The sequence below is a fragment of the Paraburkholderia fungorum genome (assembly GCF_900099835.1).
GTDB classification, from domain to species: domain Bacteria; phylum Pseudomonadota; class Gammaproteobacteria; order Burkholderiales; family Burkholderiaceae; genus Paraburkholderia; species Paraburkholderia fungorum_A.
Window position 1 is genome coordinate 2387923 of sequence record NZ_FNKP01000001.1, and the last position, 25430, is coordinate 2413352.

At 63.7% G+C, this 25430-nt stretch carries 16 protein-coding genes; 10 read left to right on the forward strand and 6 right to left on the reverse strand.

Annotated elements, in window-relative coordinates; all coding sequences use genetic code 11:
* Positions 1-514 precede the first annotated feature (514 nt).
* Genes map through BLS41_RS10485 form a run of 3 tightly spaced genes read left to right on the forward strand, consistent with a single transcriptional unit; the run spans position 515 to position 6020 of the window.
* A complete protein-coding gene (gene map / locus BLS41_RS10475; protein WP_074764246.1) occupies positions 515-1324 on the forward strand; it encodes a type I methionyl aminopeptidase in 810 nt (269 codons plus the stop codon).
* A 37-nt stretch (positions 1325-1361) separates the two neighbouring features.
* Positions 1362-3941 (forward strand): [protein-PII] uridylyltransferase, encoded by a 2580-nt coding sequence (locus BLS41_RS10480; RefSeq protein WP_074764247.1) that lies wholly within the window; start codon positions 1362-1364, stop codon positions 3939-3941.
* A gap of 6 nt (positions 3942-3947) precedes the next feature.
* Positions 3948-6020 (forward strand): pseudouridine synthase, encoded by a 2073-nt coding sequence (locus BLS41_RS10485; RefSeq protein WP_074764248.1) that lies wholly within the window; start codon positions 3948-3950, stop codon positions 6018-6020.
* 128 nt (positions 6021-6148) lie between these two features.
* Here BLS41_RS10485 and def read toward each other — a convergent pair whose 3' ends face one another.
* The 5 genes from def to BLS41_RS10515 all read right to left on the reverse strand — a co-directional run bounded on the left by def (position 6149) and on the right by BLS41_RS10515 (position 15082).
* Complete coding sequence (gene def, locus BLS41_RS10490) at positions 6149-6682, reverse strand: peptide deformylase (RefSeq protein ID WP_074764249.1); 534 nt, start codon at positions 6680-6682, stop codon at positions 6149-6151.
* On the reverse strand, positions 6679-8745 hold the full coding sequence (ligA, locus tag BLS41_RS10495; protein WP_074764250.1) for an NAD-dependent DNA ligase LigA: 2067 nt from the start codon (positions 8743-8745) through the stop codon (positions 6679-6681). Before ligA ends, def begins: the two co-directional genes overlap by 4 nt.
* A gap of 200 nt (positions 8746-8945) precedes the next feature.
* Positions 8946-10238 (reverse strand): cell division protein ZipA C-terminal FtsZ-binding domain-containing protein, encoded by a 1293-nt coding sequence (locus tag BLS41_RS10505; protein WP_074764252.1) that lies wholly within the window; start codon positions 10236-10238, stop codon positions 8946-8948.
* A gap of 111 nt (positions 10239-10349) precedes the next feature.
* A complete protein-coding gene (smc, locus tag BLS41_RS10510) occupies positions 10350-13868 on the reverse strand; it encodes a chromosome segregation protein SMC (protein ID WP_074764253.1) in 3519 nt (1172 codons plus the stop codon).
* A 206-nt stretch (positions 13869-14074) separates the two neighbouring features.
* A complete protein-coding gene (locus BLS41_RS10515) occupies positions 14075-15082 on the reverse strand; it encodes a DMT family transporter (RefSeq protein WP_074764254.1) in 1008 nt (335 codons plus the stop codon).
* A gap of 568 nt (positions 15083-15650) precedes the next feature.
* Here BLS41_RS10515 and dapC point away from each other — a divergent pair.
* The 6 genes from dapC to cls all read left to right on the forward strand — a co-directional run bounded on the left by dapC (position 15651) and on the right by cls (position 22458).
* A complete protein-coding gene (gene dapC / locus BLS41_RS10520) occupies positions 15651-16877 on the forward strand; it encodes a succinyldiaminopimelate transaminase (protein WP_074764255.1) in 1227 nt (408 codons plus the stop codon).
* 105 nt (positions 16878-16982) lie between these two features.
* Complete coding sequence (dapD, locus tag BLS41_RS10525; RefSeq protein ID WP_074764256.1) at positions 16983-17810, forward strand: 2,3,4,5-tetrahydropyridine-2,6-dicarboxylate N-succinyltransferase; 828 nt, start codon at positions 16983-16985, stop codon at positions 17808-17810.
* Positions 17810-18175, forward strand: coding sequence for an ArsC family reductase (locus BLS41_RS10530; RefSeq protein WP_074764257.1), 366 nt, complete (start codon positions 17810-17812; stop codon positions 18173-18175). Before dapD ends, BLS41_RS10530 begins: the two co-directional genes overlap by 1 nt.
* A 354-nt stretch (positions 18176-18529) precedes the next feature.
* Positions 18530-19669 (forward strand): succinyl-diaminopimelate desuccinylase, encoded by a 1140-nt coding sequence (dapE, locus tag BLS41_RS10535; RefSeq protein ID WP_074766453.1) that lies wholly within the window; start codon positions 18530-18532, stop codon positions 19667-19669.
* Between the two features lie 16 nt (positions 19670-19685).
* On the forward strand, positions 19686-20570 hold the full coding sequence (gene prmB / locus BLS41_RS10540) for a 50S ribosomal protein L3 N(5)-glutamine methyltransferase (protein ID WP_074764258.1): 885 nt from the start codon (positions 19686-19688) through the stop codon (positions 20568-20570).
* Between the two features lie 436 nt (positions 20571-21006).
* Positions 21007-22458 (forward strand): cardiolipin synthase, encoded by a 1452-nt coding sequence (gene cls / locus BLS41_RS10545; RefSeq protein ID WP_074764259.1) that lies wholly within the window; start codon positions 21007-21009, stop codon positions 22456-22458.
* 275 nt (positions 22459-22733) lie between these two features.
* Here cls and BLS41_RS10550 read toward each other — a convergent pair whose 3' ends face one another.
* Positions 22734-23213, reverse strand: a complete 480-nt coding sequence (locus tag BLS41_RS10550) for a glutathione peroxidase (RefSeq protein WP_074764260.1) — start codon at positions 23211-23213, stop codon at positions 22734-22736.
* A gap of 135 nt (positions 23214-23348) precedes the next feature.
* Here BLS41_RS10550 and BLS41_RS10555 point away from each other — a divergent pair, with 135 nt between their 5' ends.
* On the forward strand, positions 23349-25292 hold the full coding sequence (locus BLS41_RS10555) for an ATP-binding cassette domain-containing protein (protein ID WP_074764261.1): 1944 nt from the start codon (positions 23349-23351) through the stop codon (positions 25290-25292).
* Positions 25293-25430 lie beyond the last annotated feature (138 nt).

Here is a 25430-nt window from a genome sequence, read left to right on the forward strand (position 1 = left end):
TCTCCGCGAGGGTTGGGTCTTAAGCCGGCTGCCGTATCGGCCGCGCCCGCCTTATCTTTGGCTGAACGCGACGGACACCCTGGGTGCGCCGGCTTGCGAGTCTGCTGCCTTGGTACTGCTTCTACCCCATGACGAAGGCAACGATCGTCACAAGAAGCCTTTCCTGCAGGCCAGAACTCTTAAAGAGCAATAAACCACGACATGGATCGACTTAGCCAAACATTATAGCACGTGACTATCGGCCGACTCAACCTGCCCCGGTTGTCCGTTTTGCCACCGCCGGGTTGCACCACAGACTCGCAGATCTAATAGTGTGTCGGGCAGATGTCGCGCGCATGAATCCGGCATAGCGCCGACGCGATATGGCGCAACCAGGACAAAGCGTGCCGCCGCGCCCGCGCAGCGATCTCACCGGAAAGCAGCCTGCAAAACGCGCCAACCCCGGCGCAAAAGCCTGCGGCAGCCGGAATATGGTGCGATAATCATGCAATAACTTGCATTTCAGGCCCGACTTATGGCTATTACGCTCAAAAACGAACACGATATCGCGCAGATGCGCGTCGCCTGCAAACTCGCGAGCGAAGTGCTCGACTACATCACGCCGTTCGTCAAGGCCGGCGTCACGACCGGCGAACTCGACCGCCTGTGTCACGAATACATGCTGAAGGAACAGGGCACCGTGCCCGCGCCGCTGAATTATCAGCCGCCCGGCTACCCGCCGTATCCGAAAGCCACCTGCATTTCCGTCAACGACGTGATCTGCCATGGCATTCCCGGCGAAAAAACGCTAAAAAACGGCGATGCGCTGAATATCGACATCACCGTCATTAAAGAAGGCTATTTCGGCGACACGAGCCGGATGTTTATCGTCGGCGAAGGGTCGATTCTGGCTAAACGGCTGGTTCAGACCACCTTCGAATGCATGTGGCTGGGTATCGATCAGGTGCGTCCCGGCGCGCATCTCGGCGACATCGGCTATGCGATCCAGAAGCATGCCGAAGCCCAAGGCTATAGCGTCGTGCGCGAATATTGCGGCCATGGCATCGGCACGGTCTTTCATGAAGACCCGCAAATTCTGCACTACGGCCGTCCCGGCACCGGTTTTGAGCTTCAGGCCGGCATGATCTTCACGATCGAACCGATGATCAACGCCGGCCGGCGCGACATCCGCACCATGCCCGACCAGTGGACCGTCAAGACGAAGGACCGCAGCCTGTCGGCGCAATGGGAACATACCGTGCTCGTCACGGAAACCGGTTATGACGTGCTAACCGTTTCCGCCGGCACGCCTGCGCGTCCGCCGCTCGTCGCGGCTACCGCCTGACCGTCCCCCGACCCACCGTCTGCCGACCCGCCTGCCAATGAGTAGTGTTCCAGCCGTCGCCCAATCCCATGCCACGTCGCTCAAGGCGGACTACAAAGTGGCCAAAGCCCAATTGCTGGAACGCTTCAAAACCGCCACCAACGTCGATGCGTTGATGGCGGCATTGGCCCGCGCCACTGACGATTCCCTGCGCGCCGCCTGGGATACCTGCGAGCTGCCGGGAGAGTTGGCGCTGCTGGCTGTCGGCGGCTACGGGCGAGGCGAACTCGCGCCGCATTCCGACATCGACATTCTGGTCTTGCTGCCCGACGCACCGCTTGAACATCTGGAAGCGCGCGTCGAGCGCTTTATCAGCCTCGCGTGGGATCTGGGGCTGGAACTAGGCAGCAGCGTGCGCAGCGTGTCGCAATGCCTCGAAGAATCGGCCAACGACGTCACAGTGCGCACCGCGATGCTCGAGGCAAGGCGCATAACCGGCAGTGCCACACTGTTCGCCGACTTCGCGCGGCGCTATCGCGAAGCGCTCGATCCGAAGGCGTTTTTCCAGGCGAAGGTGCTGGAAATGCGTCAGCGTCACGCGAAATTTCAGGACACGCCCTACTCGCTCGAACCCAACGTCAAGGAAAGCCCCGGCGGCCTGCGCGACCTTCAGCTGATTCTCTGGATCACCCAGGCGGCAGAATTTGGCAGCAGTTGGCGCGAACTCGAAGCGCGCGGGCTGATTACCGAGCGCGAAGCGGGCGAATTGCGCCGCAATGAGAGTTTTCTGAAGACGCTGCGAGCGCGACTGCATGTGACCGCCGGACGTCGGCAGGACATTCTGGTGTTCGATCTGCAAACGCCGGTGGCCGAAAGTTTCGGCTACAAGCCGACCGCCACCAAGCGCGCGAGCGAACAGCTGATGCGCCGCTATTACTGGGCTGCCAAAGCCGTCACGCAACTCGCGACGATTCTGATCCAGAACATCGAAGCGCAACTGTTTCCCAACACCAGCGGCATTACGCGCGTGCTATCGGATCGTTTCGTCGAGAAACAGGGCATGCTCGAAATCGCCGACGACGACGTGTTCCAGCGCGAGCCGAACGCGATCCTCGAAGCATTCCTGCTGTACGAGCAGACGCCCGGTGTGAAAGGGCTGTCGGCGCGCACGCTGCGCGCGATCTACAACGCGCGCGACGTGATGGACCAGCACTGGCGCCGCGATCCGGAAAACCGGCGTCTCTTCATGGATATCCTGAAGCAGCCGGCCGGCATCACGCATGCGCTGCGCCTGATGAACCAGACGAGCGTTCTCGGACGCTATCTGCTGAATTTCCGACGAATTGTCGGACAGATGCAGCACGATCTGTATCACGTGTACACGGTTGACCAGCATATTCTGATGGTGCTGCGCAACCTGCGGCGGTTTGCAGTTGCCGAGCACGCGCACGAATATCCGTTCTGCAGCCAGTTGATCGTCAATTTCGACCGCCCGTGGGTGCTTTACGTGGCGGCGCTGTTCCACGATATCGCCAAGGGGCGTGGCGGCGACCATTCCACACTCGGCATGGCCGACGCGCGGCGCTTCTGCCGTCAGCATGGCATCGAGGGCGAAGACGCCGACCTGGTCGTGTGGCTGGTACAGCAGCATCTGACCATGAGCCAGGTCGCACAGAAGCAGGACACCAGCGACCCGGAAGTCATCAAGCGCTTTGCCGAGCTGGTCGGCACCGAGCGGCGCCTCACCGCGCTTTACCTGCTGACGGTGGCCGACATTCGCGGCACCAGCCCGAAAGTCTGGAATACGTGGAAAGGCAAGCTGCTCGAAGACCTCTATCGCGCAACGCTCGCCGTTCTCGGCGGCGCACGGCCCGACGAGCATTCCGAGCTGAAATCCCGCAAGGAAGAGGCGCTCGCGCTGCTGCGTCTCGAAACCGTGCCGGACGGCGCGCAAAAGGCGCTGTGGGACAAGCTGGACGTCGGCTATTTTCTGCGCCACGACGCGGCGGATATCGCGTGGCAAACCCGCGTGCTGTCCCGCCATGTCGAAACGCCGACGCCGATCGTGCGCGCCCGTCCTTCGCCGATCGGCGAAGCGCTTCAGGTGCTGGTGTACGTGAAAGATCAGCCCGATCTGTTCGCGGGCATTTGCGCATACTTCGACCGCAGCGGCCTGTCGGTACTGGATGCGCGGGTCAGCACGACCCGTCACGGTTATGCGCTCGATAATTTCCTCGTCGCGCATACTGAAGAAGACGTGCATTATCGGGATATTGCCAATCTGGTCGAACAGGAACTGACCGCACGCCTCACCGGCGACGGCACCCTACTGCCGGGTCCGTCGAAAGGCCGGTTGTCGCGGCTGTCGCGGACCTTCCCTGTTACCCCGCGCGTCGATCTTCGAGCCGACGAGCGCGGCCAATACTACATCCTGTCCGTGTCGGCGAACGACCGGCCAGGCCTTCTTTATTCGATCGCGCGCGTGCTGGCCGAGCACCGGGTCGGCGTCGCTTCGGCGCGGATCAATACGCTCGGCGAACGCGTCGAAGACGTGTTCCTGCTGGAAGGACGCGGTCTGTCGGACAACCGCCTGCAAATTCAGGTCGAGACCGAACTGCTGCGCGCGATTGCAGTGTGAGATTTCATGCGAGTCAAATTAACAGCCAAGCACCCGCGGCCGGCTTCGTCCGAACGCGCCCCTGTCCGTACCGGTACCACGTCGGGGCGTAAGCCGACGCGTCCGGCGGGACCCAAGCCGTCCGCGGCGGGTTTTAGCGGGGCGCGGGACGAAGGCGCTGGCGCTACGGCTGGTGGTGGTAAGCGGCCAGCGGGTAAGCCGGCCGGTGCCGGTCCGCGCGCGCCGCGTGCCGAAGGATCGTTTTCGCGCGAGCGGGATTCGGGCGCGCCCCGACGTGCGCCGTCGGATAGGCCGCCGCGGCGGGAAGGGGCTGCGGGCGATCGCGGTCCGCGTCGCGATGATGGCGAGCGGGCGCCGCGTAGTTTTGGTGACCGCCCGCCGCGTCGTGATGACGGCGATCGTGGTCCGCGTCGTGACGCTGGGGATCGTTCCGAGCGAGCGCCACGCCGCTTCGAAGGTGGTGCAGATCGTAGCGAGCGCGCTCCGCGTAGCTTTGGTGACCGTCCGCCGCGTCGCGACGAGGGCGACCGTGGTCCGCGCCGTGACGCTGGGGATCGCACCGAACGCGCTCCGCGCAGCTTCGGCGACCGTCCGCCGCGTCGTGATGAAGGTGATCGTGGTCCGCGTCGTGACTCCGGTGATCGCACCGACCGGGCTCCGCGCAGCTTCGGTGACCGTCCGCCGCGTCGCGATGAAGGTGATCGTGGTCCGCGCCGTGACTTCGGTGATCGCACCGAGCGCGCTCCGCGCAGCTTCGGTGACCGTCCGCCGCGTCGTGATGACGACCGCGGTCCGCGCCGTGACTCCGGTGATCGCACCGAACGCGCTCCGCGTAGCTTCGGCGACCGCCCGCCCCGTCGTGATGACGGCGATCGTGGTCCGCGTCGTGACTCCGGTGATCGCACCGAACGCGCACCCCGCCGTTTCGAAGGCAGTAGCGAGCGCGCTCCGCGTCGTGACGACGGCGAACGTCGCCCGTTCAGCGGCCCGCGCACGGGCGATGGCCGTCCGTCCGAAGGCGGTCCGCGCGGCGGCGATCGCCCCCGTTTCGGCAACGACCGCGGTGCCTCGCAGGATCGCCGTGGCAGCGAAAGCGCGCCGCGCCGCTTCGAAGGCGAACGCGGTTCGTCCGAGCGTGGCGAACGCCCTGCCCGCAGCTTCGACAAATCGTTGCCGTCCGCGACGCGCCGTTTCGGCGACGACCGTCCGGCACGAGCCGACAAACCGCGCGGCCCGTCACCCGCTGCCCGTACCGAACGCAGTGTCGCTGACGACAACGACGCCGCACCGCGCACGCCGCGTCGCGATTATGAAGACGCGCCGGGCATGCTGCGTCTGTCGAAACTGATGTCGGAACTCGGCCTTTGCTCACGCCGCGAAGCCGACGAGTGGATCGAGAAAGGCTGGGTAATGGTGGACGGCGAAGTCGTCGACACGCTCGGCACCAAGGTTCGCCCGGACCAGCGCATCGAGATCGATCCCGCCGCCGAAGCCGCGCAGGCGAGCCAGGTGACGGTGCTGATTCACAAGCCGGTCGGACTCGTATCCGGCCAGGCGGAAGATGGCTATCAGCCGGCGATCACGCTGGTTACGCCGGAGAATCGCTGGGAAGGCGACCATTCCGAGATTCGTTTCTCCGTCGCCCATCTGCGTCAACTCGCGCCGGCCGGCCGTCTGGACATCGACTCGACTGGCCTGCTGGTTTTGACGCAGGACGGGCGTGTCGCCAAGCAGTTGATCGGCGGCCATTCGGAGATCGACAAGGAGTATCTGGTGCGCGTGGCTTATGGCGAGCACACGGTCGACGTTGAAAGTCATTTCCCGGCGGAAAGTCTCGAGTTGCTGTGCCACGGCCTGTCGCTCGATGACCAGCCGCTGAAGCCGGCGCAAGTCAACTGGCAGAACGGCGAGCAGCTTCGTTTCGTGCTGCGCGAAGGCAAGAAGCGCCAGATTCGCCGGATGTGCGAACTGGTCGGCCTCGAAGTGATCGGCCTGAAGCGCGTGCGGATGGGTCAGGTGATGCTGGGCGCATTGCCGCCAGGCCAATGGCGCTATCTGTCGGCTGACGAGTCGTTCTGATCGGGCGCGCCGCGTACGAACCAGGCAGCGGGAGGACGACTTAAGCCGCTCCGCCCCGCCTGACGATGAGACCAACAAAAAACCCACGCCTTGGCGTGGGTTTTTTTAATCGGCAGAAAAGCGCCGCCTCAATCGTCGCTATTCGGATCCATATCCGGGAACAGCACTTCGGTAAAACCGAACTTCGCAAAATCGTTGATCCGCATCGGATAGAGCTTGCCGATCAGGTGATCGCATTCATGCTGCACGACCCGCGCATGAAAGCCCTCGGCAACCCGGTCAATCGGTTTGCCGTATTGATCAAAGCCGTGATATTTGATCATCGAAAAACGGCTCACCGCCCCTCGCAGACCAGGCACCGACAGACAGCCCTCCCAGCCCTCTTCCATATCGAGCGAGACCGGCGTGATGGTCGGGTTGATCAGCACCGTTTCCGGTACGGGAGGTGCGTCCGGATAACGCTGGTTCTGCCCAAAACCGAAGATCACCACCTGCAGATTCACGCCGATCTGCGGTGCGGCGAGACCCGCGCCGTTCGCGTCGTGCATGGTCTCGAACATGTCCTTGATGAGTTCATGCAATTCAGGCGTGTCGAAGTGATCGACCGGATCGGCAATCTGCAGCAAACGCGGGTCGCCCATCTTAAGAATTTCGCGGATCATAACTGCCCCTCCAGGAGCTTGCGCATACCATCTTCGTCGAGTACGGGGATGCCGAGTTCCTCTGCCTTGGCCAACTTGCTGCCCGCTTCGGCCCCCGCGACCACGTAATCCGTTTTCTTCGACACCGAGCCGGCCACCTTCGCGCCAGCCGCTTCGAGCATTTCCTTCGCCTCCTCGCGTGCGAGGCTCGGCAAAGTGCCGGTCAATACCACCGTCTTGCCGGCCAGCACGCCTTGCGGCGCCTTCGGCGCGGGCGGCCCTTCCTGCCATGTGACCTTGCCCGGCGCGCGCAGTTGCTCGATCACCGTGCGGTTGTGTTCTTCGGCGAAAAACTGATGGAGCGATTCAGCGACCACCGGGCCCACGTCGTTGACTTCCAGCAAGGCTTCGACCGACGCGTCCATGATCGGAGTCAGCGAACCGAAGTGCTTCGCGAGATCTTTCGCGGTCGATTCGCCGACATGGCGAATACCGAGCGCGTAGATAAAGCGGGCCATCGTCGTGTGTTTGGCTTTTTCCAGCGAATCGAGCAGGTTTTGCGCAGATTTCTCAGCGAAACGGTCGAGTTCGGCAAGCGTCGCGAAGCCGAGATTGAACAGATCGGCAGGCGTGCGCACGAGGTTCTGCTCGACCAGTTGATCGATGATCTTCTCGCCCAGCCCGTCGATATCCAGCGCGCGACGCTGCGCGAAATGCCACAGCGCCTGCTTGCGCTGCGCCGGGCAGAACAGCCCGCCTGTGCACCGGGCAATCGCCTCGTCGGGCAGACGCTCGATGTTCGAACCGCACACCGGGCACTGGGTGGGCATCACGAATTCGCGGGCGTCTTCTGGGCGGCGGTCGAGCAGCGCGCTGACCACTTCGGGAATCACGTCGCCGGCGCGCCGCACGATCACCGTATCGCCGATGCGAATGTCTTTACGGCGCACTTCGTCTTCGTTATGCAGCGTGGCATTCGTCACTGTCGCGCCGCCGACGAACACCGGCTCCAGCCGAGCCACCGGCGTAATCGCGCCGGTGCGGCCCACCTGCACGTCGATCGCGACGAGTTTGGTCAGCGCTTCCTGCGCGGGGAATTTGTGCGCCAGCGCAAAGCGCGGCGCTCGCGACACGAAGCCGAGCGCGTCCTGTTCGTCGCGGCGGTTGACCTTATAAACCACGCCGTCGATGTCGTACGGCAACTTGTCGCGCTTCTCGCCAACCGTGTGGAAGAAGCCGAGCAGGCCGTCGGCCCCCTGCACCACCGCGCGTTCGCCGTTCACCGGCAAGCCGAGTTCCTTGTACCAGTCGAGCAGGTCGCTATGCGTGGCCGGCATCTCGATGCCGTCGAGCACGCCGATTCCGTAAGCGAAAAACGACAGCGGCCGTTGCGCGGTAATCTTCGAATCGAGTTGCCGCAAACTGCCCGCCGCAGCGTTACGCGGATTGGCAAATTCTTTCTGCTCCGCCGCGCGCTGGCGTTCGTTCAAACGCTCGAAATCGCGCTTGAACATCAGCACTTCGCCGCGCACGTCGAGTACGTGCGGCACGCGCTTGCCCTTGAGCTTCAGCGGAATGGAGCGGATCGTACGGACGTTTTCGGTGACGTTTTCGCCGGTCGTGCCGTCACCGCGCGTGGACGCCTGGACGAACACGCCGTCGACGTAGCGCAGCGAAATCGCGAGGCCGTCGAACTTCAACTCGGCCGCGTAATCGACCGGCACTGGCGGCTCGCTCGTGTTCTTGCCGAGCGCGTCTCCGACGCGTTTGTCGAACGCCGCGATGTCTTCGTCGGCGAAACCGTTGTTCAACGACAGCATGGGCTGATCGTGCACCACCTGCTCGAATCCACTAGCGGCCTCGCCGCCGACGCGCTGCGTGGGCGAATCCGGCACGATCAGATCCGGATGCTCCGTCTCGATGCTTTCCAGTTCCTTGAACAGCCTGTCGTATTCCGCGTCCGGCAGGTCGGGCTGGTCGAGCACGTAGTACGCGTAGTTCGCGCGTTCGAGTTCCGCGCGCAGCCACACGGCCCGCTCGGCGGGGGCATTGGCTGCAGGAGGAGAGACGGGAGTTCGGGCCATGCTGGAGGACGTTTCTTCAATGAAATTCAGACACTGGATTATCGCAGGAAGCGTGCCCCTTTACATCGGCCGAATGGCCAGGTTTCGGGCAGGATTCAACGCGTCTATGATTGCCTTTCTGCTGAAGGCGAATGCGGCGTCGAAAACGACAACGGCCGCACATCGTGCGGCCGTCGAAAGCGTCTGGTAAATACCGGAATTTACTGGCTGAACAGGCGCCGCGTGGCCGGCGAACCCGCCGGAATGCCCGCCTGCTCGAGCTTTGCATACAGCGTCATCAATTGCTTTTCGATGGCGAGCAACGCAGTTTCCGGCAACGGCCGGCGGCCATCGTCGACCACCCTTCCGCCGATCCGCTCCGCCAGCGACTTCGCGTAATCGCACATCAGCCGGAACGGCAGGATGTCTTCGTCGGCAACCGGCACGTCAAGCACCAGCGTGATCATCTGGCCGCCCTTGTATGTAAGGTCGTCGCGCAGGAAGTTGGTGTCGCCGAATTGCAGCATGAACACCGGGCTCTGACGCGAATCGAGCTTGACGAAACGCGTGCCGTCGCGCGAAAGCAGCAAGCCGTCTTGCGACGCCACCGCCTGCACGTAATTGGCCGACCAGGGCGCGCCATCGGAGAGTACGTTGATCGACAACTGCGCGTCGCATTGCGCAGCGAACGCGTCGAGTTCGCGCGCCATCGCCACCGTTTCAAGCATGTCGGGGAATTCCGGCGACGCATCGAGCGCGTCGGCGAACTGCTGCACGCCGGTCACGAACTCCGAGAATTCGAGTTCGTTGAGCGCGCCGCTGCGGTTGGCCAACTGAGCGGCCGCGCGCAATTCTTCATAGCGCGCGCCGTTTTGCAGCAATTCCCACGCGCCGCCTTCGAGCTTGCCTTCAATGTGCACCGGCTTGCTGCCCGCGCGCCGCAGACGCTGCGCGAGCGGAATTACCTTGTCGCCGGCAACCGGGCCGTTCAAACGGATCGGCACGATGCAATCGATCCGGCGATCGACGATAGCCGGAGGCGCCGACGAAATGGTAGTAGCGGCAGGCAGAATCGGCTCGACCGGTTCGTCTGCCTGAGGAGCCGCTTCGCCCGCGGCAGAAGCTGTCTCGCCCGGCGCTACGCCTTCAGTCTCAGTGAACCTTTCCTCTTCCGTATAACCATTCGGCGTGGTCGTCTCCGCCTGGATATCGGCCGGTGTGTCGAGCGGCTCAGCGCCAGCAGAAGCGCCGAACGTCGGTTCGACACGCGCCGCGCCCGTTTCCGCCGGCGCATCCGCGCCGACTACCGGCTCACGACGCGTAGTCGGACGCGCCGGTTCGATGAACGGGCTTTGCTCCTCCTGCTCGTCCCGCGCAAAGCTTTCGGCAGCTTCGGCCGGCATGGGTCGCGGCATCTTGCGACGCACCTTGGCGCCCTGCCACGCGTTGTACACAACCACGCCTCCGACCACCACGGCACCCGCGCCGATCAAACCGAGTGTCAACTCGTCCATGCATGCTCCATCAGCAATTCTTTTATCTGCGCGGTTGTACGCCCGCTTCACGTGTCGCGCGCCAACCACTCAAGCCGCAGCGCTGAACGCGGACGCCCGCGAAGGCTTAACTCAAACGATATTCTGGGCGAAACCGGCCGCCGATTCCATGTCCACCGCGACGATCCGCGACACGCCCTGCTCCTGCATGGTCACGCCGATCAACTGTTGCGCCATTTCCATCGCGATCTTGTTATGCGAAATGAACAGGAACTGGGTTTTGTCCGACATCGCCCGCACGAGGTTCGCGAAACGTTCGGTGTTGGCGTCGTCGAGCGGCGCGTCCACTTCGTCGAGCAGACAGAACGGCGCCGGATTCAGCTGGAACATCGCGAACACCAGCGCGGTGGCGGTCAGTGCTTTCTCGCCGCCCGACAGCAGGTGAATCGTCGAATTCTTCTTGCCCGGAGGTTGCGCCATCACCTGCACGCCGGCATCGAGAATTTCGTCGCCGGTCATGATCAGCTTCGCCTGGCCGCCGCCGAACAGACGCGGGAACAGTTCGCCGAAATGATGGTTCACCTGGTCGAACGTGCCTTGCAGCAGCGTGCGCGTTTCGGCGTCGATCTTGCGGATCGCGTCTTCGAGCGTTTCGATCGCGCTGTTCAGGTCGGTCGACTGCGCGTCGAGGAACGTCTTGCGCTCGGTCGCCGCCTTCAGTTCGTCGAGCGCGGCCATGTTGACCGGACCCAGCGCGGTAATCGCGTTGTTGATGCGCGTGACTTCGCCCTGCAGGTACGACGGCTTCATGTCCGGCGTGAGCTTGGCCTGCAATTCGGCCTCGTCGACACCCGCTGCCGCGAGTTGTTCGATGAACTGCTCGCCGTTCAGCCGCGCCGCCTGCTCCTTCAACTGCAATTCGTTGATGCGGTCGCGCAGCGGCTGCAACGCACGCTCGGCGGTGAGGCGGGTTTCGTCGGCGGCACGCAGTTTGGCGGTCAGATCGTCCAGTTCCAGACGCGCGGCGTGCAGTGCTTCTTCCTTGACCGAACGGATGTCGAGCGCGTCCTGCAAGCCCGTGTGAGCCGTTTGTTCGTTGATCGTTTCCAGTTCGGCGCGGGCGTCTTCGAGCGACGCCTCGACCCGCTCGCGCTGCTCTTGCGCGACCTGAATGCTGCGCTTCAATTCGTCGATGCGGTTCGCCATGTTGCGCGCGGCGAAGCGTGCATCGGTCGCGTTGCGATCGAGATCGCGCGCCTGGCCGCGAGCGGTGGTAAGGCTTTCGTCGAGTGCTTCGAAGGCCAGCTGGTGGTCTTCGAAACGCGCCTGCAATTCGGCGAGTTCGGAATCATGCCGCTCGAAATTGGCTTCCGACTCCGCGCGCATGGCCCGCTGTTCTTCGACCTGCGCGGTGATTTCTTCGAGTTCCTCGCGAATCTGCGTGCTGCGCTGCGTGTAACGCTCGTGCGCCTGCGTGAGCTTGAGCACGTCCATCTGCAACGCGTGCACGCGTTGCGTGGCGCGCTCGGACTGTTGACGCACATCGGTCAGCGCCTGCGCAGCCTGCGTGTGCGCGGCTTCGGCGCGGATCGCGGCGGCCTTCGCTTCATCGGCAAGCAACGCTTGGGCGCGCACCTGGCGACCGAGATTTTCGATTTCCTGCTGACGGGCCAGCATGCCGGCCTGTTCGGAGTCGGCTGCATACAACTGAACGCCGACGCGCGTCACCACGTGTCCCGCCTTCACGACGAACGAGCCGCCTTCCGGCAACTGCGTGCGCAGGCTGAGCGCCTGCTGCAGGTCGTCGGCGACGAACGCGAGGCCGAGCCAGTCGTTCAATACCGCGCGAATGCCGGCGTCGTCGATACGCACCAGAGACAGCAGCGGCCGTAGCGCGGCCGGTGCCGCGACCGGCTGACCGGCTGCGGGCGGGGCGTAGAACGCGAGCTTGGCGGGCGGCGCGTCGGTGGCGAAAGCCTTGACCCAGTCGAGATTCGACACTTCCAGCGCGGCGAGACGCTCGCGCAGCACGGCTTCAAGCGCGTTTTCCCACCCGGCTTCGACGTGCAGTTTCTTCCACAGACGTGGCAGGCTGCCAAGCTCGTGCTTTTCGAGCCACGGCTGAATCTTGCCTTCGGTCTGGACGTTTTCCTGCAACTGCTTGAGCGCGGCAAGACGTGCGTCGAGCTGATGAATCTGCGCGCTTTCGGCCTGCACGCGCTCCTGCGCGGCGCGGCGTTCGCCGTCCAGACGCGGCAGCGTTTCCTGCGCGTCGGCGAGACGGGCTTGCGCGTCGTGCAGAATCTCTTCGTGCTCGGCGAGTTGCATGCGCAAGTCTTCGAGTTGCGCTTCGTCGGGGGCGTCGAGTCCGCCCGCTTCCGACTTCAGCCGCTCGTGACGTTGCTGCAACTGCTGCAATTGCTGATCGGCATTACGTTGATGCGCGGCTTCGAGTTTCAGCGCCTGTTCGGTCTGCGCGATGCCGCCGCGCTCCGCGTTCAGTTCGGTCTGCGCGTCGCGCCAGCGCGCTTCGAGCGCAGGCATCGCATCGTGCTTCGCGGCGGCTTCGTCTTCGGCGAGCGCGGCTTTTTCCTCGGCGACGGCGAGTTGCTCCTCGGCGTCTTCGATATCGCCTTGCGCCTTTTCGGCCTGCGACTGCCACTGCTCGCGCTGCGCGGTTAGCGCCGCGATCTGGGCCTGCGCGCGGTTACGCGATTCGACGATGAACTTGATCTCGGCTTCGAGCCGGCTGACTTCCGCGTTCGCTTCGTACAGCGCGCCTTGCGCGCCCTGCATCGCGTCGCTGGCGGAATAGTGCGCGACGCGCAGCGTTTCGAGTTGCGCCTCGACTTCACGCAGCTTCGCGGTATGCGCTTCGAGATCGATCTGGGCCTGTTCGATTGCGCGTTGCTGGCGCTGCTGCTCGCCGCCGGCTTCGTTCTTGCGCAACAGCCACAACAGACGCTGCTTCTCTTCGCCGTCCGTCTGCAGTTCCTTGTAGCGCGTGGCGACGACCGCCTGCGCTTCCAGCTTCTCGAGATTCGCACTCAGCTCGCGGACGATATCTTCGACTCGCGTCAGATTTTCGCGCGTGTCATGCAGACGATTCTCAGTCTCGCGACGGCGTTCCTTGTACTTCGACACGCCCGCGGCTTCTTCGAGGAACACGCGCAGCTCTTCCGGCTTCGCCTCGATCAGGCGGGCGATCATGCCCTGCCCGATGATTGCGTAAGCACGCGGCCCGAGACCGGTGCCGAGGAAGATGTCCTGAATGTCCCGGCGACGCGCCGGCAGATTGTTGATGTAGTAGCTCGAGGTGCCGTCGCGCGTCAGCACGCGCTTGACGGCGATCTCGGCATACTGGCCCCACTGCCCGGCGGCACGGCCGTCGGCGTTGTCGAACACGAGTTCGACGCTGGCGCGGCTACCCGGCTTGCGCGCGGTCGAGCCATTGAAGATCACGTCCTGCATCGACTCGCCGCGCAACTCGGAGGCGCGCGATTCGCCGAGCACCCAGCGCACGGCGTCGATGATGTTGGACTTGCCGCACCCATTCGGCCCGACCACGCCGACTAGCTGCCCCGGGACCTGGAAATGCGTGGGATCGACGAATGACTTGAAGCCAGCGAGTTTGATCGAGGTCAGACGCACGGCGATTTCGCTGTTTGAAAAGGGAAAAAATAGGTGGCTTGTGAAGGCCGCGCCAGCCGTTCGCCAATGCAGCGAAGCGGCCCGCGAAGCTCGCAAACCCTCGGAACACGGATGCCGGCTTCATGCGTCCATTCAGGTGCGCGAAACGCGCTCACTACGCACGTTCACCGCGCACGTTGATGCATGTGCCAGCTAATGAGGGGCAATCATACCATCGCGCGTGAGCGATTCTTACCGCCCTTACGGTCTTGCTTCACGCCCTTGTCATCGGCATCGGGTTCGGCGGACGAACCCGGGTCCTGGGCAGCCTGATCGGGCGGCACGGCGCGGGTCCGGTGGACCCAGCTCGACAACGCCGACGCCAGCACGATGCATACGCCGCCGGCCCATTCGCGCGGACCCGGCATCTCTCCGGCGAACAGCCACGCGGACAACGCCGTGACGACGATCTCGAACAGCATGATGATCGACGCCCGGTTGGCCGGCACGCGCGACAGCCCGTACTGCACGAGCATATTGTTCGACGCCAGCAAAAAACCGAGGCCGAGCACGAGCCACGCGGCCGTGCCGAGATGGGCGCCGGTGGGCGGTGCGGGCATGGCTTCGAACAGCGACGCGCACGCGCTGAAAAGCGCTGCGCCGCCGAAGATCGTCGCCGTGCGCATTTCCGGTTTCATTTCCGGCAACACGCGGCTGGTCTTGAGGATCAGCACGTTGCTCATCGCGAAGCCCATGCCGCCCGCGAGGCCCGCCCATTCGGCGAGGTTGCCGGGCACCGGAATGCCGAGTTGCGGCGACCACAGCATGGTCATCGCACCGGCCAGCGACAGCGCGGCGAGGCCCGCGCCCGCCCAGGTCAGGCGTTCGTGCAGGATGAAGTGCGCGAACAGTGCGGTCCATGCAGGGGTGAGATAGAACAGCAGCAGCACGCGCATCACCTGGCCGTGGATCGAGCCCCAGACAAAGCCGAGATTGGTGATGCCCGCCGCCAGCGCGAGCGCGGGCAGGAGCCAATGCCAGCGCACCGTTCTGATCGCACGATGCCGCACCAGCAGCACGAACAGGCAACCGGCTGCGCTCGTCAGCGCGCTCGCCGCCGTGCCGGTGACGCCGAGCGCCGCCAGCATGCGTAGCGGATACCAGATCATTCCCCACACCGACGCGCCCAGCATGATCGCGAGCGTCGGCCAGCCGTTGCGAAGCCAGTTGGTCATGGTTTGGCACTCCGGGCGAAGGATTTCGCTGCTCCGGGCGAGCCTGGTCTGGGTGGTGTGCCGTTGACGCCAGACGCGGCCGCTCTGTTCGTCACGTTCTCGTTGTTTGCGCTCATGGCGTCGTTCTCGCGGACCGCGGCGCTCTTGCGCCTGCTGTGTCCGGCTGTCTCCGGGACTGCTGCAACCATTGCTGCTCCTGCTTCTTTTTGCGCGAACCGTCGGCGGTTCGCGTCGTTCCCGCTGCAACGCATTGAATGCGCCGCCTGGCGGGTTGCGCCGTCTCGGGGGCGGCGCTCTGCGTTCATTCGACACTGCATTTCATGGCGGCCATTACCTTCCGCCGATCTTCCGCCATCCTTCAAGCTGGTTCGCCAACCGGCCACCGAACCCTGCACGCCCGCGAACGCAAGCCGCCCACGCTATAATTCTCCGTTCGCCGCCGCTGCCAGCGTGTCTAGCGCATCTGTCTACCGTATTTCAGGCATGTCAGCGCTTCGCCGCCAGCGCGCGTGCCCAGCTTCTTCCTGCATCCGTTCTGCGCCCTCTTCGATCAGGCTCGATCCATCCAGTGAACCCGTTACTCGATTCCCTCCAGTCCTATCCGTTCGAAAAGCTGCGCCTGCTTTTCGCGGACGTCACGCCGCCAGCCGGTCTTTCGCATATCAGCTTCGGCATCGGCGAGCCGAAACATCCCACGCCTGCGCTGATCCGCGACGCCGTGGTGGATTCGCTCGGCGGCCTGGCCGCGTATCCGGCCACGCTCGGCTCGGCGCCGCTGCGTGAGTCGATTGCAAACTGGGTGACGCAGCGCTACAACCTGCCGCCGGTCGATCCGCTCACCCAGGTGCTGCCGGTGTCGGGCTCGCGCGAGGCGCTGTTCGCGCTCGCGCAGACGGTGGTGGACCCGAAGCGCAATGCCGACGGTGAGCCTGCGATCGTACTCTGTCCGAACCCGTTCTACCAAATCTACGAAGGCGCGGCGATTCTGTCCGGTGCGCAGCCGTATTTCGTCAATAGCGATCCGGCGCGCAATTTCGCCTGCGACTATTCGGCGGTGCCGGAAGCCATCTGGGCGCGCACGCAGCTGCTGTACGTGTGCTCGCCGGGCAACCCGACCGGCGCGGTGCTCACGCTCGACGACTGGCGCGAACTGTTCGCGCTGTCGGACCGTTATGGCTTCGTGATTGCGTCGGACGAGTGCTACTCCGAGATCTATTTCGACGAAGCGAATCCGCCGCTCGGCGGCCTGGAAGCGGCGCACAAACTGGGCCGCGGCTTCGAGCGGCTCGTGATGCTGTCGAGCCTGTCCAAGCGCTCGAACGTGCCTGGCATGCGCTCGGGCTTCGTCGCGGGCGACGCGGCGATCCTGAAAGATTTCCTGCTATACCGCACGTACCACGGCGCGGCATTGTCGACGGTATTCCAGACCGCCAGCATCGCCGCGTGGAACGACGAGACGCACGTGCGCGACAACCGCGCGAAGTACGTGCAGAAGTTCTCGACCGTCACGCCGATGGTCGCGGAAGTGCTCGACGTGCGTCTGCCGGACGCCGCGTTCTACCTGTGGGCCGACGTGTCGCGCACCGGCCTGTCGGACACCGAGTTCGCCCAGCGCCTCTACGCCGACTATAATGTGACGGTTCTGCCGGGCTCGTTCCTCGCGCGTACTGCGCACGGCGTGAACCCCGGCCGCAATTTCGTGCGCCTCGCGCTGGTCGCGGACGTCGACGAATGCACGCAAGGTGTTCAGCGGATCGTCGATTTTTGCCGCAAGCTTGCGGGCCAGGCCAGTTGAGTTAGCCGGGCCAACGGTTTGAGGGTTCACCTCGACCGTTGGCGCGACAGCTCCCGCCGCGCCGCATCTCCTTCTTCAGCCTTCAACTCTTCAGAAAACACGCATATGTCGCAACAACTTCAGCAGATCATTGACACCGCCTGGGAAAACCGCGCCGAACTGTCGCCGAAGGCCGCTCCGGCCGACGTGCGCGAAGCCGTCGCCCATGCAATCGAACAACTGGACAAGGGCGTGCTGCGCGTCGCCGAAAAGAAGGACGGCGACTGGGTCGTCAATCAGTGGCTGAAAAAGGCCGTGCTGCTGTCGTTCCGCCTCGAAGACAACGCACCGATGCCGGCTGGCGGTTACAGCCAGTTCTACGACAAGGTGCCGTCGAAGTTCGCGAACTACACCGCTGAAGACTTCGCTGCCGGCGGCTTCCGCGTGGTGCCGCCCGCTATCGCGCGCCGTGGCTCGTTCATCGCGAAGAACGTCGTGCTGATGCCGTCGTACACCAACATCGGCGCGTACGTCGACGAAGGCACGATGGTCGATACGTGGGCGACCGTCGGTTCGTGCGCGCAGATCGGCAAGAACGTCCACCTGTCGGGCGGTGTTGGCATCGGCGGCGTGCTGGAGCCGCTGCAGGCGAACCCGGTCATCATCGAAGACAACTGCTTTATCGGCGCGCGTTCGGAAGTGGTCGAAGGCGTGATCGTCGAAGAAAACTCGGTGATCTCGATGGGCGTGTACCTCGGCCAGAGCACCAAGATTTACGACCGCGAAACCGGTTCGGTCACGTATGGCCGCATTCCGGCGGGCTCGGTGGTGGTGGCGGGCAACCTGCCGTCGAAAGACGGTTCGCACAGCCTGTACTGCGCGGTGATCGTCAAGAAGGTGGACGCGAAAACCCGCGCGAAGGTCGGCCTGAACGAGCTGCTGCGAGGCGACTGATGGCGCGCGGCACCAAAACCGTCGTCTACGGCATCCCGAACTGCGACACCGTGAAGAAAGCCCGCGTGTGGCTGGAAGAGCACGGCGTCGAGTTCGAGTTTCACGACTTCAAGAAGCACGGCGTGACCGAACCGCTCGTGCAGGACTGGCTGAAAGACGTGAAGCTCGACGCGCTGCTGAACCGTCGCGGCACCACCTGGCGTGGCCTGTCCGACGACATGAAAGCGGCGGCGGAAACCCAGCCGGGCGCAATCGCGTTGATGATCCACAAGCCGTCGGTGATCAAGCGGCCAGTGCTGGTGGTGAACGGGCGGGTCAAATCGCTCGGTTTTTCCGCGGACGAGTACACGGCGCTGTTTGCCTGAGTCTGGGTGTTGGCACGCGCGGTGCTCTGGCGTGGTGAACGCCCGCCATGCAGCGACGCAAAGCAGCAGGAATGAGCGCGAACGGTATTGCGTTCATTCAGCTAGTTGCATGAGCGTAATCTCGTGGATGCCGCGAACGCGGCGTCCGCCAGCACGGTGTGCTGACACGCATTGAACGCAATACGCTGGACCCGGCGCGCGGACCTGAGCGCCAGCATCAGGCTCCGCGATCGGAACCGGTCAGCAACAAGAAGCAGAACGCGGCCTCGCCGCGTCGATTAAAAGCTGTTGCCGGCTGCGGTGCTGCACCGCCAGCCGGCATTTTTTCATTTCAAAGTGGCTTGTACTGAATCCATGTCCGGCACCCTCGCCCTTACCGAACAACTGATCGCACGCGCGTCCGTGACGCCCGACGACCAGCATTGCCAGCGCCTCCTGATCGAACGTCTGTCCGCGATCGGCTTCGAGCACGAGACGATCGAATCGAACGGCGTGACCAATTTGTGGGCCGTCAAACGCGGCGTCGACGGCACCGCGGGCAAGCTGCTCGCGTTCGCCGGACACACCGACGTCGTGCCCACCGGTCCGCTCGAACAATGGCACTCGGCGCCGTTCGAGCCGACCCAGCGCGACGGCAAGCTGTACGGCCGCGGCGCGGCGGACATGAAGGCGTCGATCGCGGGCTTCGTGGTCGCGAGCGAGGAATTCGTCGCCGCGCATCCCGCGCATCGCGGCTCGATCGCGTTCCTGATCACGAGTGACGAAGAAGGCCCGGCCACCGACGGCACCATCAAGGTCGTCGAAGCGTTGCAGGAACGCGGCGAGCGGATGGACTACTGCATCGTCGGCGAGCCGACGTCGAGCGCGCAACTCGGCGACATGGTGAAGAACGGCCGGCGCGGTTCGATGTCCGGCAAGCTGATCGTCAAGGGCGTGCAAGGCCATATCGCCTATCCGCATCTGGCGAAAAATCCGGTGCATCTGCTCGCGCCCGCACTGGCCGAGCTGGTCGCCGAAAGCTGGGACGACGGCAACGAATACTTCCCGCCTACCACGTGGCAGGTGTCGAACATTCACAGCGGCACGGGCGCGACCAACGTGATCCCCGGTCATGCGGACGTGATGTTCAATTTCCGCTTCTCGACGGCCAGCACGGTCGAAGGTTTGCAGGCCCGCGTGCATGCAATTCTCGACAAACACGGCCTCGAATACGATCTGCACTGGAACGTGAGCGGGCTGCCGTTCTTGACGCCGCGCGGCGATCTGTCGAACGCGCTGGCGAAAGCCATCAAGGACGAAACCGGCGTCACGACCGAACTGTCGACCACCGGCGGCACGTCGGACGGCCGCTTCATCGCGCGCATCTGCGAGCAGGTGATCGAATTCGGGCCGCTGAACGCCAGCATCCACAAGATCGACGAACATATCGAAGTCGCACACATCGAGCCGCTGAAGAACGTGTATCGCCGCGTGCTCGAACAACTGATCGCCTGAACAAGGACTATTTGCGATGACGCTCCCGTTTTCCACCGTCCGCGACCTGCTGCGTTTTGCGGTGTCGCGCTTTAACCAGGCTGAACTGTCGTTCGGTCATGGCTCGGCCAATGCCTACGACGAAGCGGCTTATCTGGTGCTGCACACGCTGCACCTGCCGCTCGATCTGCTGGAGCCGTTTCTCGACGCACGGTTGAGCGCGGCCGAAATCGACGCCGTGCTGAACGTGATCGAGCGCCGCGCCACGCAACGCGTGCCGGCCGCGTACATCACGCAGGAAGCGTGGATGCACGGTTTCCGCTTTCACGTCGATGAGCGCGTGATCGTGCCGCGCTCGTTCATCGGCGAATTGCTGCAGGACGGTTTGCAGCCTTACGTTGAAGATCCCGAACAGGTCAGCGCGGTGCTCGAACTGTGCACCGGCTCCGGTTGCCTCGCGATTCTCGCCGCGCACGCGTTCCCGAACGCCGATATCGACGCCGTCGATCTCTCCGCGCCCGCGCTGGAAGTCGCCACGCGCAACGTGATGGATTACAAGCTCGACGACCGTATTGCGCTGTTCGAAGGCGATCTGTATGCGCCGCTCGCCGAGCGCCGCTACGACGTGATCATCACCAATCCACCGTACGTGAACGCGACGTCGATGCAGGAATTGCCCGCCGAATACAAACACGAGCCGGATATGGCGCTGGCGGGCGGTGCGGACGGCATGGATATCGTGCGCCGGATCATCGCCGACGCGCGCAACTGGCTGACCGAAGACGGCGTGCTCGTAGTCGAAATCGGCAATGAACGCGAAAACGTCGAAGCGGCGTTCGGCGGTCTGGATCTGGTATGGCTCTCGACCAGCGCCGGCGACGACAACGTGTTCCTGATTCAAGCCGCCGATTTGCCGGTTTGAGGTTTTTGCTGTTCCTGTTTGCGGCATGGCGCGCGTGGTTTTTTTCTGCGTGCGGCATGTCGCGACGTGTTGTAGGTGGCGTGGCTGAGGTGTGGGTTCACGGGCGCTGCGTGGACCTACATAACCTGACTGCCGCGTGACGCAGTCGCTTCCGGCAGGTGGCCAAGCCGCGCTTGTGGCTTGCTCTGGCTTGCACGCGTGGCCGCCTTCAGCATGCGGTTATCGAACTCCCCCTCTCGTTTCAAGACCCCCGCCCCTCCGTCTCACCCAATCGCTGAACGGTCTTTGCGTCGCCCATCGGCATCCCCGCGCGCACCCAAAACCACGAAGCCCGCGCACAACGGCACCCCAACCCACCCGCGTTCGGTAAGATGAGCGCCTGCCCGCCGCGTCATCGGCGGGGACATGCAGCGCTTCGCCAACCCTTCGCCCGCCTATGCAATTCGACCTGCTTCACGTCGGCCCGCTGGTCGCCCTTGCCCATATCCTCGGCATGGTCGCGGCGTGTCACGCGATTCTGAATACGCGCACCTCGCAGGGCGCGATTGCGTGGGCCGTGTCGCTGGTCGCGATGCCTTATCTGACGCTGGTGCCTTACCTGTTCCTCGGTCGCAGCAAATTCGCCGGTTACGCGGATGCCCGTCGCGTCGAAAACGAACTGCTGCGCACCCGCGCGCATCCGCCGGAATGGGACACGCAGTCGTCTTCGGCGGGACTGCCCACACAACAACTCGGCGTCAGGCTCGTGCATTCGCTGACGCGTCTGGGCGGCATGCCGTTCCTGCCCGGCAATTCCGTGCGAACCCTCGTGAACGGCGCAGCGACCTTCGAGGCGATCTTCGAGGCAATCGAGAGCGCGCGTCACTACGTGATCGTGCAGTTCTTCATCGTCCGCGACGATGCGCTCGGCGAGATGCTCAGGGACGCGCTGATCGCCAAGGCACAGCAAGGCGTGCGCGTCTATTTTCTGTACGACAGCATCGGCAGTTTCGATCTGCCGCACCGCTACGTGGCGGCACTGCGTGCGGGTGGTGTCGAGACGCATCCGTTCGCGACCAATCGCCGCTTCGTCAACCGGCTGCAACTGAACTTTCGCAATCACCGCAAAATCGTTTCCGTGGATGGCGAACGCGCATTTGTCGGCGGACACAACGTAGGCGTCGAGTATCTCGGCGGCAAGCCGCCGCTTTCGCCGTGGCGCGATACGCATATCGAGGTGCGCGGACCGGCGGTCGCCAGTATCCAGTTCGTGTTCACCGAAGACTGGCACTGGGCGACGCAGCAGTTGCCCGAATTCGACATGCCGGCAGCGGCGCCGGTCGATCCGTTGGGCGCTCAAGGCATGCACTGCCTGGTCGTGCCGAGCGGTCCGGCTGACAAACAGGAGACCTGCTCGCTCTTTTTCGTCGAAGCGATCAACGCGGCGCGCGAGCGGATCTGGATCACCACGCCCTATCTCGTGCCCGACGAAGCGGTGTTCTCAGCGTTGCGGCTCGCCGTGCTGCGCGGCGTGGACGTGCGCATTCTGATTCCGAGCCGCCGGGACCATCTGGTGGTCTTTGCCGCGTCGAAGCTGTACGCATATGATTCGCTGCGCGCGGGCATCCGGATTTTCCGCTACCAGCCGGGTTTTCTGCACCAGAAGGTGATTCTCATCGATAGCGTCGCTGCAGCGATCGGCAGCGCGAATCTCGACAACCGGTCGTTCCGGTTGAACTTCGAGATCATGGTGCTGACTGTCGACCGAGGCTTCGCGCAGGAGGTCGAAACGATGCTATTGAACGACTTCGCCCAGTCGCTCGAAATCGACCGCAACGAGTACCGGCAGGCCAGCGCGTTCAAGCGCGTGCTGATGCATGTCGCGCGGCTTTTCGCGCCGATTCTTTGAGCTGTGCGGTAGCTGGTTCGGCGATTGCGCGTTAGTACCTAGCCACTGAATGTTGAACGGCGCCGCGCGGTGCTTGCCGTGACGCTCGCTCAACAACCGTTGGCAGATCGTCCAGATTCAACGGACCTACACGCAGCGTTGATACGCGGCATCGATACCTGATCGACGCCGCTCAGCCGCCTCGCACCACGCCGGATTCGACGCGATCTGCACGACTGCAGATAGATACAGAAGCGCTGCCTGCCGCCTCGGCTTGCAGCAATCTCAAAGTCCCTTCAAAGCAACTTCTCGATATCCTCGACAATCGCCTCGGGCTTCGTCAGCGGCGCATAGCGCTTCACCACGCTGCCGTCGCGTGCAATCAGGAACTTGGTGAAATTCCACTTGATTCCTTCGAGTCCCAGCAAGCCCGGCGCCTCTTCCGTCAGATAGCGGAACAACGGATGCGCGTTCGCGCCGTTCACGTCGATCTTGTCGAACATCGGAAACGTCACGCCGTAATTCTTTTCGCAGAAGCTGCCGATCTGCGCGGCATCGCCCGGCTCCTGCTTGCCGAACTGGTTGCACGGAAAGCCGAGCACCGTGAGACCGCGCGCCGCGTAGCCATCGAACAGCTTCTGCAAGCCCGCATACTGCGGCGTGAATCCGCATTCGCTGGCCGTGTTGACGATCAGCAAAACCTTGCCTTGATACTGCTCGAGGCTCACTTCCTCGCCGCCGAGCGTACGTGCCGAAAACGAATAAATCGATGTCATGTGCTCTCCCCGTGAAAGCCGTCAGTCTATGCCAAAAGCCGCACCGGAACAGTCGGCCGAATGGCCGATCCCGACTGAGCGCCCGGTGTCACGCCCGGCAGTCTAAAATAGCGGTTTTCTTCAGCCGGCCTCTTCGTGATCCGCTTTAACCAGTTCAGCCTCGCGCGCGGCACCAAGCCGCTCTTCGACAACACCACGTTCACCCTCAACCCCGGCGAGAAAGCCGGCCTCGTGGGGGCGAACGGCGCGGGCAAGTCGACGCTGTTTGCCGTGCTGCTCGGCGAACTGCACGCGGACGGCGGCGATTTTTCGATCCCGCCCAACTGGCAGATCGCCCACGTCGCGCAGGAAACGCCCGCCGCGGATAAAACCGCCCTCGCCTACACGCTCGACGGCGATGCCGCGTTGCGCGCCATCGAAGCGCGTATTGCCGCAGCATCCGCCGCGCACGACGGCGCGGCAGAAGGCGAAGCGCACGCTGCCTTTGCCGATGCCGACGGCTATACCGCGCCCGCGCGCGCCGAAGCGTTGCTGCTCGGCCTCGGCTTCACGCTCGAACAAACGCGCGAGCCGGTCAGCAGTTTCTCCGGCGGCTGGCGCATGCGGCTGAATCTGGCGCAGGCGCTGATGTGCCGTTCCGACCTGCTGCTGCTCGACGAACCGACCAATCACCTGGATCTCGACGCGATCGTCTGGCTCGAAGACTGGCTGCACCGCTATCCGGGCACGCTGGTCGTGATCTCGCACGACCGCGAATTCCTCGATTCGGTCTGCAACGTCACTCTGCATCTGGAGCACCAGCAGATCAAGCGTTACGGCGGCAACTACTCGCAATTCGAAGTACTGCGCGCGCAGCAGATCGCGCTGCAGCAGAGCGCGTATGAAAAGCAGCAGCGCACGGTGGAGCATCTGCAGAGCTACATCAACCGGTTCAAGGCGCAGGCTACCAAGGCGCGTCAGGCGCAGAGCCGCGTGAAGGCGCTCGAAAAGATGGAACTGATCGCGCCGGCTCATGCCGCGTCGCCGTTCACGTTCGAGTTCCGCACGCCCGATTCGGCGCCGAATCCGATGATGGTGATGGAAAACGTGCGCTGCGGTTATCACGGCGAAGACGGCGTCGAGATTCCGATCGTCGATCGCGTGATGCTGTCGATCCAGAACGGTCAGCGCATCGGCCTGCTCGGCGCGAACGGTCAGGGCAAATCGACGCTGATCAAGACGCTCGCCGGCACGCTCGAAGCGCTCGGCGGCCACGTCCGCGAAGGCAAGGGGCTGCGCATCGGCTACTTCGCGCAGCATCAGCTCGAAACGCTGCGCGCCGACGACACCCCGCTGCAGCACCTCGCGCGTCTCGCACCCGACACGCGCGAGCAGGAGTTGCGCGACTTCCTCGGCAGCTTCAACTTTTCCGGCGAAATGGCGACGGCGAAAATCGCGCCTTTTTCCGGCGGCGAAAAGGCGCGTCTCGCGCTCGCGTTGATCATCTGGCAAAAGCCGAACCTGTTGCTGCTCGACGAGCCGACCAACCACCTGGATCTCGAAACGCGTCACGCGCTGACCATGGCACTCGCGCAGTTCGAAGGCACCTTGATTCTGGTGTCGCACGACCGACACCTGCTGCGCGCCACGACCGATCAGTTCATGCTGGTCGCCAAACATCGTCTGCAGGAATTCGACGGCGATCTCGACGATTACCGCGACTGGCTGCTGCAACACGCAGCCGACCAGCGTGCGGCGCTCAAGGCGGGTACCGCGGCGGCCAACAGCGCCGACGGCAACGCCGACAATGGCGTGAACCGCAAGGAACAGCGTCGGCTCGAAGCGGAAACGCGTCAGAAACTCGCGCATCTGAAGAAGCCGCTGCAAAGCCGCATCACGAAGATCGAGAAGGAAATGGACTCGCTCAACATCGAGAAAACGACGCTCGATGCGTTCGTCGTCGATCCGGCGAGTTACGAGCCCGAGCAGAAAAGCAAACTGACGGAAGCAATCCGCCGTCAGGCAGATGTGAACGCGCGCCTCGAAGTGCTCGAAGCCGAATGGCTCGAGATTCACGAGGAACTCGAACAAATCGGCTAGCGGCACGCTGTTTATGGCCCGCGCCGGCACCGACGAGAGGTTGGCTTTGTCATCTGCAACATCATCATTCGGGGCATCGGATTCTTCGGCTTCACCGGACCCTTCGACGGAATCGCCGGCTTCTCCGGCAGTGACGGT

What these genes read in the sequence shown, in the direction of transcription:
- BLS41_RS10530 (WP_074764257.1), top strand. Translation starts at nt 17,810, where the DNA reads ATGGCGCGCGGCACCAAAACCGTCGTCTACGGCATCCCGAACTGCGAC.
- prmB (WP_074764258.1), top strand. Translation starts at nt 19,686, where the DNA reads ATGACGCTCCCGTTTTCCACCGTCCGCGACCTGCTGCGTTTTGCGGTG.
- map (WP_074764246.1), top strand. Translation starts at nt 515, where the DNA reads ATGGCTATTACGCTCAAAAACGAACACGATATCGCGCAGATGCGCGTC.
- BLS41_RS10505 (WP_074764252.1), bottom strand. Translation starts at nt 10,238, where the DNA reads ATGGACGAGTTGACACTCGGTTTGATCGGCGCGGGTGCCGTGGTGGTC.
- BLS41_RS10515 (WP_074764254.1), bottom strand. Translation starts at nt 15,082, where the DNA reads ATGACCAACTGGCTTCGCAACGGCTGGCCGACGCTCGCGATCATGCTG.
- cls (WP_074764259.1), top strand. Translation starts at nt 21,007, where the DNA reads ATGCAATTCGACCTGCTTCACGTCGGCCCGCTGGTCGCCCTTGCCCAT.
- dapD (WP_074764256.1), top strand. Translation starts at nt 16,983, where the DNA reads ATGTCGCAACAACTTCAGCAGATCATTGACACCGCCTGGGAAAACCGC.
- BLS41_RS10485 (WP_074764248.1), top strand. Translation starts at nt 3,948, where the DNA reads ATGCGAGTCAAATTAACAGCCAAGCACCCGCGGCCGGCTTCGTCCGAA.
- def (WP_074764249.1), bottom strand. Translation starts at nt 6,682, where the DNA reads ATGATCCGCGAAATTCTTAAGATGGGCGACCCGCGTTTGCTGCAGATT.
- BLS41_RS10480 (WP_074764247.1), top strand. Translation starts at nt 1,362, where the DNA reads ATGAGTAGTGTTCCAGCCGTCGCCCAATCCCATGCCACGTCGCTCAAG.
- ligA (WP_074764250.1), bottom strand. Translation starts at nt 8,745, where the DNA reads ATGGCCCGAACTCCCGTCTCTCCTCCTGCAGCCAATGCCCCCGCCGAG.
- BLS41_RS10550 (WP_074764260.1), bottom strand. Translation starts at nt 23,213, where the DNA reads ATGACATCGATTTATTCGTTTTCGGCACGTACGCTCGGCGGCGAGGAA.
- dapE (WP_074766453.1), top strand. Translation starts at nt 18,530, where the DNA reads ATGTCCGGCACCCTCGCCCTTACCGAACAACTGATCGCACGCGCGTCC.